The sequence below is a fragment of the Streptomyces lydicus genome, assembly GCF_004125265.1.
Taxonomy (GTDB): domain Bacteria; phylum Actinomycetota; class Actinomycetes; order Streptomycetales; family Streptomycetaceae; genus Streptomyces; species Streptomyces lydicus_C.
In genome coordinates, this window is the sequence record NZ_RDTE01000003.1 from 3077896 (window position 1) to 3091123 (window position 13228).

Below are 13228 nucleotides of genomic sequence, written 5' to 3' on the forward strand. Positions count from 1 at the left end.
TCCTCAGGCCGTCAGAACAGACTCAGCAGCGCCTCGGCCGGATCGACCGCCGCCGACTCCCCGTCCGGCAGCGCGAGCTCGAACCACACGGTCTTGCCGCGCGGGGTGCGGCGGCTGCCCCAGCCCTGGCTCAGCAGACCGACCAACTGCAGTCCGCGGCCGCCCTCGTCGGTGTCCCGGGCCCGGCGGCGGCGCGGCTGGGCGAGATCGGCGTCCCAGACCTCGCAGACCAGGGTGCGGTCCAGCAGCAGCCGCAGCCGGATCTCGCCGTGGCCGTGCCGGAGCGCATTGGTCACCAGCTCGCTGACCAGCAGCTCCGTGGTGTCGACCAGCTCCTGCAGGCCCCAGTCCGTCAGCTGGTCACGGGCGAGTTCCCGGGCGCGGGCCACCGAACGGGCCTCCGGCGCCAGGCTCCAGTCGCCCACGGAGTCCTTGGGCAGCCCGTGCACCCGCGCCATCAGCAGCGCGATGTCGTCCTCGCCGTGCGAGGTGTCCATGGCGCTCAGGACCTGGTCGCAGGCGTCCTCCAGCGGACGGTCGGCGTGCGAGAGGGCCGCGCGGAACGCCTGCAGCCCCTCCTCCAGCGGATGGTGGCGGGATTCCACCAGACCGTCGGTGTAGAGGGCCAGCAGCGCCCCGTCCGGCAGCTCGACCTCGATCTCCTCGAACGGTTCGCCGCCCACTCCGAGCGGCATCCCCGGCGGCACGTCGAGCAGCAGCGCGTCCTCGCCGTCCTCGACCAGCGCCGGCGGCAGATGCCCGGCGTTGGCGAACGTACAGCGCCGGGTGACCGGGTCGTAGACGGCGTAGACACAGGTGGCGAGGTAGACCTCGGAGAGGTCGGCGGTGGCGGCGGAGCGCCGCTGCTCGCCCGCGCCCTCGCCGGCCCCGGACCGGCTGCGGGCGGAGCGCGCGGTCGACGACCTGCCGTCGCCGTCGCCGCCGAGCCCGCGGGCGATCTCGTCGAGCGCCGACAGCACCTCGGCGGGCTCCAGGTCCAGCAGCGCCAAGGTCCGTACGGCGGTGCGCAGTTCCCCCATCGCCACGGCGGCGCGCAGCCCGCGTCCCATCACATCGCCGACGACCAGCGCCGTGCGGTGCCCCGGGAGCTCGATGACATCGAACCAGTCGCCGCCGACCTCGGTGGCGGTGGTGCCGGGCAGATAGCGGCAGGCGATGTCCAGACCGGCGGCCTCGGGGTCGCCGGGCGGCAGCAGGCTGCGCTGCAATATCAGGGCGCGCTCGTGCTCCCTGCGGTAGAGGCGGGCGTTGTCGATACAGACCGCGGCGCGCGCGGCCAGCTCGACGGCGAGCGCGGTGTCGCGCTCCCCGAAGGGCTCGCTGCCCTTCGTACGGGAGAACTGCACCAGTCCGACGACGGTGTCCCTGGCGACCATCGGGACGGCGAGGGTGGAGTGCACCACCGCGCCCAGCTCCGGCCCGTCGTCGCTGTCCCGGCCCGGGATGATCTGTGCGTGGGCGGTCCGCAGCGCGCCCGCGCAGGGGGAGTTGAAGGGGTAGCGGTGGACGGCGCCGACCGCGACCGGACCCGGCGCGTCACCGGGGACACCGGGGGCGGTGGCGAGCGGGGCGTCCGACACGGCGCTGGCGAAGGCGACCCGTCGCAGCTCCGCGCTGCCGTCGCTCATGCCGGGCGGGGCCTCGTCGCCCGCCAGCAGGCCCTGGTAGAGATCCACGGAGGCCAGATCGCAGAACTGCGGTACGGCGACGTCCAGGAGGGTGCGGGCGGTGGTCTCCAGATCGAGGGAGTTGCCTATCCGGGCACCGGCCTCGTTGAGCAGGGCGAGGTTGCGGCGGGCGTTGGCGGCCTCGCGCTCGGCGCGCCGACGGCCCGTCACATCGGCGGCCAGCGCCGCAACACCGATCGGGCGCCCGCTGGCGCCGTGCAGCCGGTAGAGCGACACCGACCAGCGGCGGCGATCGTCCTCGCCGGGTGCCATCCCGACCAACTGCATCTCGGTGACCGGCTCGCCAGTGTCCAGGACGCGGCGCAGCGCGACGGTCATCCGCTCAGCCTCGGCGCGCGGCAGGAAGTCGTGCGGACTGCAGCCGCGGTACTTGCTCGCCGGGCCGCCGAAGACCGTGGCGAACCGTTCGTTGACCCGCAGCAGCCGCAGATCCGTGCCGAACAGGGTGAAGCCCATGGGAGATTGGCCGAAAACGGCCTGCGAGGCGGCGAGGTCGGTCTCGATGCCGCGCAGCGCGCGGACGTCGACGACAAGGCAGACCGCGGCCCGCTCACCGTTCTCGTCGCGCGAGGGCATCACATAGATCTCGGCGAGCCCGTCGGCGTCCGCACCTTCTCCCCGGCGGTAGGGCACCAGGCCGGTCCACTCCCGGCCGTCGAGGATCTCGGACACCTTGCGGCGCCCGGTCGCCCGCAACTCGCGGGGGACGAAGGCCTCGACGGGGTCCTTGCCGAGCGCATACCGCGCGGGTATGCCGAGCATGTCCTCCGCCCGCTCGCTCCACTGGTCGATCCGCCCGTCGGGGCCGAGCGAGAAGGAGGCCACGCGAATGTAGTCATAGATCGACCCGGGCCGGCTGCTCTGCCACACGGGCGGGCCTTGCAGCTCACGCGCGTGCGGGCGGCCACCTGGATCACCGGAGCCGTCCGCACCGCCCTGACCCTCGGCCTGCGCGGGTTCTTCCCCGCCAGATGACATCTCGCTCACGAGCCCCGTCCCCTCCAGCTCATCGTGCCCGGACCGGACCCGCCTGAGTATTCAGTACCCCGGCTATCCGGAACACGGTCTTCACGATCACAGCACAGTCTCGATCGCAGCCCACCCACAGAACGTCGATGAATTGGCAACGATCAGGACCCACCTGTCTCCTAACCAGCCACCGACAGCTCGAACCACACTGTCTTGCCACTCTTTCCACGACGGGTCCCCCAGCGCCGCGAACTGCATGCGACCAGCTGCAATCCACGCCCTCCCTCGTCGTCGGGAGCGGCGTCGCGCTCCTGCGGCGGGTCGGGCAGCGGATCGGAGACCTCGACGAGCAGCCCGTCGGTGTTGAGGAGCACCATACGGACTCCGATCGGCCCGCTGGCATGACGCAGGGAGTTGGTGACGAGCTCGCTCACGAGTAGTACGGCCATATCGGCGGCGCCGTTCAGCCCCCAGTCGTCCAGCACCTGCCGCACTGCCGTACGAGCCGTGCGCACCGCCCCTGGGTCGGCCGGAAAGCTCCATTCGGCGCTGGGTGCACCAGAGGCCCTGCCGCGCCTGCGGACGGGCCCGGAGTCCGGCTCCGGGACCCCTGCCGCTGCGCTGTCGCTCACGCCGATCACATCCCAGCCCGATGGCACTCCCCGTCGCCTTGCCTACATCGAAGGGGTCAATCAGGGACATACCCGCTATCTATCCCTCAGTACCGCCTGCAGCGGCGCACTGTGGCACAAATGAAACATATCGGCGGGCTGGGGTGGGGCGGTGCGGGCGGACGGGCTGGCCGACGCGCCGAGGGCGCCTGTACGGGCAGGGGGCGACGGCGTGCGGCCGGTCAGCCGCCGGTCACCGGATTCCGGCACACGAAGCCGTCAAGGGCGGCGTACGGGGCTCACAGGGGCGCACATGCGACCCAGGACGGCGACTACGGCCGTACGCCCGGCGCCCCGGCCGTCCCCGCCAGCCGGCGCATCGCCTCGGCCACCGCCGGGCGGTCCTGGTCCAGCCAGTCGACCTGCGATTCCTCACCGGGCAGCAGCCAGCGCAGCTCGTCGTGATCCTGCAGGGGCCGCGGCGCCCCGGACAGCAGCCGGGCCGTCCACACCTGCAGGACATAGCCGGGCCGCAGCACCCACTCCCCCGGAATCCGCTCCTGGGCCGCTGCCTCGACACCCAGCTCCTCGCGCAGCTCTCGCTCCAGCGCCTGCTCGGGTGTCTCGTCGTCCTCCACCTTGCCGCCGGGCAGCTCCCAGCGGCCGGCCAGTGCGGGCGGTGCACTGCGCCGTGCGGCCAGCAGCCGCCCGCGCTCGCACACCGCTCCGCCCACCACTACGCGCACGGTCGTCATGCGCGGCAGCCTACGTCCCCCGCCTCCGTCGCGCTTCCCGCTGCCCGCCTCTCAGGTCGCCGCCCGGTCGGCCTTCTCGACCACGTAAAGCTGCTGGCGGCCACGCGTTCCGAGCCGGTCGGCCACCCGCTCCGCCTCCGCTCGGGTGGCATAGCGGCCCACGCGATACCGGTTGCCGCCTTCGTCCTGGCGGATGACGAGCCAGGGGAGCACTGCTCCACCCTCGGTCATTGCGCCCCTCCGTCCGCCGTGTAGCGCGCCGCCGCACGCCCCTGGTCTGCTGATGCCGAAATCGCAATCCGCATATGCCCGAGCCTACGCCCGACCTTTACTCACCGGATATGGATTTACACAAAGAGGTACCGAACCGGCCACCCGCGGGCCCCGGCGTACCGGAAGCGGCCTGCGAGTGGCCGGTGGGGTGCCCGATGCGCTCGGGCGGACGAACAGCTCGCGCGCGGCGCGGCGGGCCGGGACGTAGCTCTTGGATCAGCCCTGGGACGCGACGGACACCTTGGCGCCGTCGGCCTCGCCGGCCTCCGCCGCCGCGGCCTCCTCCTCGGCACGGAGCTCGGCCTCGACCGTGACCAGCGAGGGGTTGCGCCAGGAACTGCGCACGCCCCAGTAGTAGAAGGCCAGACCGATCACGGCGACCAGGACGATGTCCCAGCCCTCCGGCAGATAGCCCTTGCCGCCGAACTCCTTGCCGCCCAGGTACGACACCGCGGCCATGACCAGCAGGTACGCCACCATCCAGGCGCCGGCCTTGAGGTGCGGACGCAGCTCGGCCCACGGCTTGCGGCCCTGAGTCAGCGGCTTGCCGATCTCGTACCAGGCCCAGACCGGCAGTCCGACGGCCATGATCAGGATGACCTTGCCGGTCAGCGGCCAGCGACCCCAGTACAGCACCAGCGAACCGAAGATCATGGCGATCGGCGCGATGACCGGCATCACGCGCAGCTTCACCGGGCGCTTGAGGTCCGGCGAGATGCGGCGCAGCGACATCACCGCGACCGGCCCGGTGATGTACGAGATGACCGTGGCCACCGAGACGATCTCGGCCAGCGAGCCCCAGCCGCGGAAGACCGCGAGGAAGAGGAAGGCGATCACGAGGTTGAGCACCAGCGCCGGGCGCGGCACACCGGTCTTCTTGTCCACCTTGCCGAAGATGCCGGGCAGGTGGCCGTTCTCCTGCACGCCGTGGATCATGCGCGAGGTGGTGGCGGCGTAGATCATGCCGGTGCCGGACGGCGAGACAAAGGCGTCCGCGTACAGCAGCAGCGCCAGCCAGTTCAGGCCCCAGGCCACGGCGAGGTCGGCGAGCGGCGAGTTGAAGCCGAGGGAGGCCCAGCCGCCACCGGCGGTCAGCTTGTCACCGGGCACCGCCATCAGGAACGCGACCTGCAGCGCGACATAGATGACCAGCGCGATCAGGATCGACCAGATGACGGCCTTCGGCAGCGACTTGCCGGGATTGCGGGCCTCACCGGCGAGGTTCAGCGGGGACTGGAATCCGTTGTAGGCCCAGACGATGCCGGAGACGGCGACGGCGGTGAAGACCGAGCTCCAGCCGTTGGGCGTGAAGCCGCCGTGGTGAACGATGTTGCCGGTGTCGAAGTGCGCCACCATCAGCGCGGTCGCGGTCAGCGCCGGGACGACAACCTTGAAGACCGTGATCGCGGTGTTGGTCTTGGCGAACAGCGAGATCGCGAACCAGTTGAGGAAGAAGTAGAAGATCAGCAGGATGCTGGCCAGCCCGACGCCGGTGCCGGTCAGCTCCTTGCCGTCGTAGAGGGCATGCGCCCAGCCGAAGTCCCAGGAGCTCATGTACTGGACGGAGGCGGTGGCCTCACCCGGGATGACCGAGACGATCGCGATCCAGTTCGCCCAGGCCGCGAGGTAGCCGGCGAGCGAGCCGTGGGAGTACTGGCCGTAGCGGACCATGCCGCCGGCCTTCGGGAACATCGCGCCCAGCTCGCTGTACGTGAGGGCGATGGTGAGCGCGACGACCGCTCCGATGACCCAGGCGAGGATCGCGGCCGGGCCGGCGATGGCGGCAGCCCGTTCGGCCCCGAAGAGCCAGCCGGAGCCGATGATGGACCCGAGACCAGTGGCGGTCAGGGCGATGGTCCCGAGGGACCGACGGTAATTCGAGTGCGAGCCCTGCTCCGCGCTCGGGTTCTTCGTCGTGCTCACGTGCTGGTCTCCTGGTCTTCCCCCGTGCCGTGCACAAACTTCGCCATCGTAAGAGCGAATCTGGGCGTCGGCTTCCCACAGCAGCCAGAAAAAGGCCTGTAGTTGAGGGTCTGTGAGTTATCCAACACAAGGTTTCAGCCATATTTTGCGTATGAATAACCTCAAAACGGACACTCGCCAGAGAACCAGGGGCGAGATCGTGGCGTCTCGCGCACGCGCACACGGGAATGCGGGAGCGGCAACGGAGCTTCGTGGCTACCTCACCGGCAGGTGATAGGTGACCCGGTACCGGTCGGCGAGGGTGATGACATCGGCCGTCTCGACCGGCCTGCCGCCCGCGAAGTACGTACGCGAGACGACCAGGACGCCGTGCCCGGGGACCCCGCCCAGCGCCATGGCCTCCTCGGCCAGCGCGGGCCGCGCCCCGACCTCCTCGACGACGTTGTCCACCACCACATCGATCGCCGCCATCCGCTCGACCACCCCGCGCCCCGCCAGCGGCCCCTCCTCCGGCAGCATCACGGGCGTCCGTCCGGTCACCTCCAAGGGCTCCCAGGAGGTCGAGAGCATCGACGGCTCCCCCTCCGCGCGGAAGACATAGCGCGTCCGCATCACCTTGGCGTCCTGCGGGATGCGCAGCCGGGTGGCGATCGCCGCACCGGCCGGCTCCTGTTCGCTGTGGGACTCCCAGGTGCCCCGCACCCGCTCGTCCGTCTGCTCCTGCCGGAACGGCGTACAGCCGCCCGCCGAGTGGAAGCCGACGCGGGCGATACGGCGCGGGACGGGCTGTTCGCGTACGTAGGTGCCCGACCCCGAGCGACCCTCGACCAGCCCCTCGGCCATCAGGACCTTGCGCGCCTCGAGGGCGACGGTGTCCGAGACGCCGTACTCCTCGCGGATGCGCGCCTGGGAGGGAAGGCGGGTGTGCGGCGGCAGCACCCCGTCGACGATCTTCTGGCGCAGGTCGCCGGCGACGCGGAGGTACGCGGGCTGCTCACCGAAAGGCACATGCCCCTCCCAACAGCTTGACGGTGAGCAACAGCGTGACAACCGCGCGTTGCCGATCGCAAGCTTGGGCCAGATATTCACCTGATGTGATGAAACCCAGCTCAGCCCGTGTAAACGACCGAGGCTTGGCACCGTGGGTTCTCGTACCCCCACCCCGCGCCACCCCACCCTTCCTTTCCACCCGGTAGCCGCCGCCCATGCGTGTCACGATCGAAAAGGAAGCACGGTCGAGCCGGAGCGAGCAGCACGGCCGAGTCGGAGCCGGCAGCACGGTCGGGAGTCAGCAGCACGGTCGAGCCGGAGATCTGAGCCGCCCGAACGGCGCACGGCACACGGCCCGCGGCACGCACGGCACACGGCACGCACGGCACATGGAACCCACGGCAGGCCGCAGACGTCGGACAGCAGCCACAGCAGCCGGGACGGCACAGCACCCAGAAAGGCACAGCACCGGCAACGGAACGCGGGACGCGGTATCAGGACGCGAAGGAAGGGACCCCATGCCCGCCGAACCCCAGCTCTCCCCCATGCCCAAGGACTGGCAGCGGGCACTCGCCATCGTCGCTCACCCCGACGACCTCGAATACGGCGCCGCGGCGGCCATCGCCGAATGGACGGCCGCGGGGCGCGAGGTCAGCTACCTCCTGGTCACCCGCGGTGAGGCAGGCATCGACGGACTCGCACCCAAGGAGGCCGCCGCGGTCCGCGAGACCGAACAGCGGGCCGGCGCCGCAGTGGTCGGCGTCCACACCGTCGAATTCCTCGACCACCATCACGACGGCGTCATCGAGCCCGGCCTGGCGCTGCGCCGCGATCTGTCCGCGGCCGTCCGGCGCCACCGCCCCGAGTTGCTGCTCACCCTCAACCACCACGACACCTGGGGCGGCGGCCACTGGAACAGCCCGGACCACCGGGTCGTCGGCCGCGCCGCCCTCGACGCCGCGGGCGACGCCGGCAACCGCTGGATCTTCCCCGAACTCGCCGGCGCGAAGGGCCTGGCGCCCTGGAACGGCGTCCGCTGGGTGGCCGTGGCGGGCTCCCCGCACCCCACACACGCCGCGGAGGTCGGCCCCGGCATCGACCGCGCGGTCGACTCACTGGCGGCACACGGGGCGTACATCAGGGGCCTGCGCGGCGTCGAACAAGACCCCCGCGCGTACGCCCGCACCTTCATCGAGCAGATGCTGCGCACCGGCGGCGAACGCTACCGGGGCCGCCCCGCCACGCTCTTCCAGCTCTTTCCCCGCTGAGGCGCCCGCCTGAGGCCCGCCAAGGGCCCTCTCGGCGCCTGGACGGCATCCCGCAGCGTGGTGCCGCGTACCGACGGGGGCCGCGCGCCGACGCACACCGACAGTGACCGCCGCACTCCCCCTTCCCCCCTTCCCCCTTCCTCCCCTCACCCCCTCCTCCCTCCCCTCCTCACCCCTTCCGCGCCACGTAGTAGACGTTCAGGATGTCGCCCGGCACCTCCCGGGTTTCGACCTCGCCGAACCCGGCCTCCGCCAGCATCCGCAGCGCGGTCTGACGCCCCCAGGCCGTGCCCAGCCCCGCACCGCCCTCCGCGAGGGAAGCGGTCATGCAGTAGAAGACCGACAGGGCATAGAGGGTGGGCCCCAAGGGATGGCCGATGTTCTCGGACAGCTCGCTGGAGGCCGCGATATCGCCCATCAGGAAGACCCCGTCGTCCCGCAGGCCGTTCGCGACGGCTGCCAGTGTGCGGGCGGGACGCGCCAGGTCGTGGATCACATCGAAGGCCGTGATCAGGTCGTAGGAACCGGTGAGTTCGGCCGTATCGGCCACCTCGAAACGGGCGTTGCCCAGCCCCCACCGCGCGGCCTCCGCCCGTGCCGTGGCGATGCCGGCGGCGGAGATGTCCATCCCCACGAACCGGCTTCCGGGGAAGGCACGCGCCAGCAGGTTGACGGCATGCCCCTGCCCGGTGCCGATGTCCAAGGCGTCGATCCCGGAACGCAGTTGGTCCGTGAGCCCCGGCACCAGCGGCACGATCGTGCCGGTCAGTGCGGCGTCGTACACCCGCGCCGTCTCCTCGGCCTGCACGTCCTGGAAGTGCGGATACGAGGAGTACGGCACCCCTCCGCCGGCCCGGAACGCCGCAAGGACCTCGTCCTCCACGTCACCCATCATCGCCAAGTACTGCATGAAGGCAGCCATGTTGTCCGGCCCCGCGGCCCGGGACAGCACGGCGGCGTGCTCGGGCGGCAGCCGGTAGCCACCGTCCTCGGGCGCGTACTCGACGATGCCGCCGACCGTCATCCCGCCCAGCCACTCCCGTACATAGCGCTCGTCGAGCCCGGCCGCCTCGGCGATCTGCGCACTGGTCGCCGACGGCAGACCGGACATCACCTCGAACAGGCCCGCGCGGTGGCCGAGGCTGCACAGATGCCCCAGACAGGCGTCGTTCAGCACCTGGAGCATCCGTCCGGTGAACTCCTCCTGCGGCACCGGATCCGGGCCTGCCGGATCCGGGCGCTCCGGGGTCCGCTCGCTCATCGCCGCTTCCTCCTGACGCCGGAGTACGGTGCGCCCCGCCCGGAGCCCGGTGCGGCTCCCCCGCCGCCCGCCGCCCGCAGACCGCCGCGGCACAGCCGGGCACAGCGCGACGCAGCATGGCGCAGCACTCCCCGCCGAGCCGCCCCTCCCTCTAACACGCCACCCCTTTAGCGCACCTTGCCCCCTTTTCACCTCATCTCGATGCTACGCGGCAGCCTCGGAGCCTTCAGCACTCGCCCGCCGTCCCGGCCGCGCTCGCCCCGCCGTCCCGGCCGTGCGCACGCCGCCGTCCCGGCTGATTCCTGTGGGCCGTCGGTGGCAAAGCGGCCCGCGCCCGCTTGTGCCTGCCGCCGCCCACCGCCCCCGCGCCGCACAATCGCCCCGGTCACCACGTACGGCAGCATCTCGGCGGACAGAGGAGAACGGCCCATGGACGCAACGGGACATCCGGATCGCAGAACGGTGCTCGCCGGCGGCGTCGCGGCCGCCGCCACCCTGGCGGGCTGCGCCTCGACCAGCACCGCCCCGGTGGCGGACCAGGCATCGCCGTCACCGTCGCCACGGCCGACCACGCCCGCCGCGGCGTTCAAGCGGCTGATGGACGGCAACGCCCGCTGGGTGAGCGGAGACCTCCAGCACCCCGACCGGGACCCGAGCCGCCGCGAGTTCGTGGCCCAGAAGCAGGTGCCCTTCGGCTCGGTCCTCTCCTGCATCGACTCCCGGGTGCCGCCCGAGCTCCTCTTCGACACCGGACTGGGCGACCTCTACGTGATGCGCACGGGCGGGGAGGCGGTCGGCCCGGTGGTCACGGGCTCGGTGGAGTACGGCCCCATGACGAGCGGCACCCCCCTCATCGTGGTCCTCGGACACCAGCGCTGCGGCGCCGTCGAGGCGTCCTACAAGTCCCTCCGTGACGGCAAACCCCTGCCCGGCAACCTGGAGGCGATCGCCCGGGCGCTGCGGCCGGCGTACGAGCAGACGGTCCGCCAGGGCGGCGGCGACGACCCGGTCGACACCATGGCCCGCAACCAGGTCAAACTGACCGCCGCCAATCTGCGCTCCAACCAGGACCTGGCCCCCCTCGTGGCCAAGGGCCGCCTCGCCGTGGTGGGCGCCTACTACTCCCTGGACACCGGCAAGGTGGAAGTCCTGGCCGGCGCACCGTCCTGACCGGAGGGGCAGGCCCACTCCGACGTCGATGATCTCGTAGCCCCAGCCCCGCCGACTCGCTACGGTTGAGCCATGACCGCACTGCCCGACTGGATGCGCCCGCCCCGCGCGGAAGGCTGGTTCGCGGAGGACCTGGACCGCCTCCCCGAGGCGCCCCGCCACACCGAGCTCATCGACGGAGCGCTCGTCTTCATGATGTCCCCCCAGCGGTCGTGGCACGGCCGTCTCGTCACCGGCCTCACTGTGGCTCTCATGGATCAGGCCCCCGACGGCATCGAGGTCGAGCGGGAGATGACCATCCGCCTCGACGCTCGCAACCGTCCGGAACCTGACCTGCTGCTGACCACGGCTGCGTACGAGGCGGACCGCACCTGGTTCGCCCCGGAGGACGTCCTGCTCGTCATCGAGGTCGTCTCCCCCGAATCCGCCCATCGCGACCGCACCGTCAAGCTCCGCAAGTACGCCGAAGCCGGAATCCCCCACTACTGGTGCATCGAGGACGAGGACTCCGTCCCTGCCGTACACGTCTACGAGCTCGACGAACCGACCCGCTCCTACGCACCGGCCGGAATCTTCCGCCACACACTCCAACGGCCCCTGCCGTTCGAAATCAGCCTCGATCTGGACAAGCTAGCCCCGGGCCGGCCCGGCTGAGACCACGGTGCGAGGTCAGCACCACATCGGCGCGAGAAGAAGGCAAAGGAGGCAGGCCCTCCCCGTCCGGTCGCTCTGCCCTTCGCGGTCACCAGCTCCCACCCCTCGCCTGCCGTCCACCACTCACAGCGGCCAAGCGGTCAGCAAATCGCCGGGGCCGTAGGCGGCATCGAGCCCCGGACAGCCGACTCCGCTACGCGAGACCGCCACGACGGGGACAGGTTCATCGGTGAGCGCAGCCCGGTGCCGATGGAGAGCTGCCAAGTCGTGCCGGTCGAAGGGCGACTGCTCCAGCCACTTGATGGAGCCGACGAAGAGCAGCTCCTTGGCGATGGGAGCCCTGTCGGCACCAACGATGTCGATCTCCACGTCGTTGGTGCGGGTCCAGTAGCCGCCCACCGCGGGGGCCGCGGGCAGCCTGTCATCGGGCAGCACCCGCGCCAGCGCCTCGCGGACAACGGGCTCGACGGCCCGGCCCCGCCAGCTGGTCCAGTTCTCCCGGATGCGCGCCAAGGTCAGATCACCCCGCCCCCGCTCGATCTCCTCCATGGACGGGCCGAGCAGGTGCAGCCAAAACCGCAGGTAGGGATCGGTCACCCGATAACGACGGTCCTTGGACGGACGCAGCGATACGGGCAGCTCCGCAGCGACGATCCGCTTGCCCGTAAGCAGCTCCAGCGCTCGCTGCAGCGGGGTGGCCCCGATTCCGCCGGCCGCACGGGCGATGTTGGTGAAGGTCCGCTCACCACTGCCGATAGCCGCCAGCACCTTACGCGCCTGAGCCTGCGGGGGGAATTCGGCAGCCAGTGAACGCTCGGCCGACACCAGCAGGGCCGAGACCGGGTCACTCAGCGCCTCACCGAGGAAATCCCACAGCCCTGCACCGCGCGGCCACTCCGCACAGATCAGCGGCAGCCCGCCGGTGACCAGCGCGGCATCGAAGGCTTCCGCCGGTTCCAACCCGAGCATCTGCCCCACCTCGGCGGGGTTCAGCGGCCCCAGCACCATCTCCCGGCCGCGCTGATGGAAGGGACGTCCGTAGCTGTTCAGGGCCTCCATCATCGACAGATCGGAGCCGATGAGGACCAGCAGCACCGGCTTGGTCTCCAGCACCCGGTCCCAGGCCCGTTGCAGCATCCCCTCAAAGGCGCCATCGGCGTCCATCAGGTACGGCACCTCGTCGACGACCAGCACGCTCGCCCGGTCGGCGGACAGCGCTGCGGCAAGCACATCGAACGCGGCATCCCAGCTCTCCGGCCGCGCGGCGGCCACCAGCCCCGCCAACGGCAGTGTCGATGCTTGGGCGTCCCGGGCCAGCCGTGCCAGATCATCCCTGGGGGACGCACCAGTCGCCGCGTAGAACAAGAAGGGCGCTCCGGAGCGCTCCGCAAACCGCTCGACCAGCCGCGACTTGCCCACCCGGCGCCGACCGCGCAACATCACGCACCGACCGGGCCGCTCCCCGCCAACCCCTGCCGCCACCTTCTGCAGCTCTCGCTCCAACGTCGCCAGCTCCTGGCGACGGCCCACGAAGTCCGCCATGTCCACCGACCTCCACGCGTGACACTAACGGCGATGTTACTAACATAGACATTAGTGTCGACTTTCGCTCGCAAGCACGGATCGTGGATCTGCGTTTCGAGGA

Annotated in this window: 11 protein-coding genes; 3 read left to right on the forward strand and 8 right to left on the reverse strand. The window is 71.1% G+C overall.

Annotated elements, in window-relative coordinates; genetic code table 11:
• Positions 1-11: 11 nt before the first annotated feature.
• The 6 genes from D9V36_RS15910 to D9V36_RS15935 all read right to left on the reverse strand — a co-directional run bounded on the left by D9V36_RS15910 (position 12) and on the right by D9V36_RS15935 (position 7248).
• On the reverse strand, positions 12-2579 hold the full coding sequence (locus tag D9V36_RS15910) for a SpoIIE family protein phosphatase (RefSeq protein WP_129294355.1): 2568 nt from the start codon (positions 2577-2579) through the stop codon (positions 12-14).
• Positions 2580-2857: 278 nt separating this feature from the next.
• Positions 2858-3319 (reverse strand): ATP-binding protein, encoded by a 462-nt coding sequence (locus D9V36_RS15915; RefSeq protein ID WP_129298440.1) that lies wholly within the window; start codon positions 3317-3319, stop codon positions 2858-2860.
• Positions 3320-3621: 302 nt separating this feature from the next.
• Positions 3622-4044, reverse strand: coding sequence for a (deoxy)nucleoside triphosphate pyrophosphohydrolase (locus tag D9V36_RS15920; RefSeq protein WP_206739674.1), 423 nt, complete (start codon positions 4042-4044; stop codon positions 3622-3624).
• A gap of 51 nt (positions 4045-4095) precedes the next feature.
• A complete protein-coding gene (locus tag D9V36_RS15925) occupies positions 4096-4275 on the reverse strand; it encodes an SPOR domain-containing protein (protein ID WP_129294356.1) in 180 nt (59 codons plus the stop codon).
• 258 nt (positions 4276-4533) lie between these two features.
• A complete protein-coding gene (locus D9V36_RS15930; protein ID WP_129294357.1) occupies positions 4534-6240 on the reverse strand; it encodes an APC family permease in 1707 nt (568 codons plus the stop codon).
• A gap of 255 nt (positions 6241-6495) precedes the next feature.
• On the reverse strand, positions 6496-7248 hold the full coding sequence (locus D9V36_RS15935) for a GntR family transcriptional regulator (protein WP_129294358.1): 753 nt from the start codon (positions 7246-7248) through the stop codon (positions 6496-6498).
• Positions 7249-7748: 500 nt separating this feature from the next.
• Between D9V36_RS15935 and D9V36_RS15940 the strand changes: the two genes are divergently transcribed.
• Positions 7749-8498: a PIG-L deacetylase family protein gene (locus tag D9V36_RS15940; protein ID WP_129294359.1), complete on the forward strand. Its 750-nt coding sequence runs from the start codon at positions 7749-7751 to the stop codon at positions 8496-8498.
• A 169-nt stretch (positions 8499-8667) separates the two neighbouring features.
• On the opposite strand, the gene D9V36_RS15945 is transcribed toward D9V36_RS15940, so the two are convergent.
• Positions 8668-9759: a class I SAM-dependent methyltransferase gene (locus D9V36_RS15945; protein WP_129294360.1), complete on the reverse strand. Its 1092-nt coding sequence runs from the start codon at positions 9757-9759 to the stop codon at positions 8668-8670.
• A 429-nt stretch (positions 9760-10188) separates the two neighbouring features.
• On the opposite strand from D9V36_RS15945, the gene D9V36_RS15950 reads away from it, so the two are divergent.
• Both D9V36_RS15950 and D9V36_RS15955 read left to right on the forward strand, forming a co-directional pair.
• Positions 10189-10929 carry a carbonic anhydrase gene (locus tag D9V36_RS15950; RefSeq protein ID WP_206739675.1) on the forward strand — a complete coding sequence of 247 codons (741 nt, stop codon included), beginning with the start codon at positions 10189-10191 and terminating at the stop codon, positions 10927-10929.
• Positions 10930-11001: 72 nt separating this feature from the next.
• The gene (locus D9V36_RS15955; RefSeq protein ID WP_129294361.1) at positions 11002-11583 is read left to right on the forward strand and encodes a Uma2 family endonuclease; all 582 of its coding nucleotides are present in this window, start codon (positions 11002-11004) and stop codon (positions 11581-11583) included.
• Positions 11584-11706: 123 nt separating this feature from the next.
• Here the strand turns inward: D9V36_RS15955 and D9V36_RS15960 are convergent, their stop codons facing one another.
• Complete coding sequence (locus tag D9V36_RS15960) at positions 11707-13125, reverse strand: ATP-binding protein (RefSeq protein ID WP_129294362.1); 1419 nt, start codon at positions 13123-13125, stop codon at positions 11707-11709.
• Positions 13126-13228 lie beyond the last annotated feature (103 nt).

Bases quoted from the DNA above. Each gene is read 5' to 3' on its own strand.
- D9V36_RS15920 (WP_206739674.1), bottom strand. From the start codon at position 4,044: ATGACGACCGTGCGCGTAGTGGTGGGCGGAGCGGTGTGCGAGCGCGGG.
- D9V36_RS15925 (WP_129294356.1), bottom strand. From the start codon at position 4,275: ATGACCGAGGGTGGAGCAGTGCTCCCCTGGCTCGTCATCCGCCAGGAC.
- D9V36_RS15940 (WP_129294359.1), top strand. From the start codon at position 7,749: ATGCCCGCCGAACCCCAGCTCTCCCCCATGCCCAAGGACTGGCAGCGG.
- D9V36_RS15945 (WP_129294360.1), bottom strand. From the start codon at position 9,759: ATGAGCGAGCGGACCCCGGAGCGCCCGGATCCGGCAGGCCCGGATCCG.
- D9V36_RS15950 (WP_206739675.1), top strand. From the start codon at position 10,189: ATGGACGCAACGGGACATCCGGATCGCAGAACGGTGCTCGCCGGCGGC.
- D9V36_RS15955 (WP_129294361.1), top strand. From the start codon at position 11,002: ATGACCGCACTGCCCGACTGGATGCGCCCGCCCCGCGCGGAAGGCTGG.
- D9V36_RS15960 (WP_129294362.1), bottom strand. From the start codon at position 13,125: ATGGCGGACTTCGTGGGCCGTCGCCAGGAGCTGGCGACGTTGGAGCGA.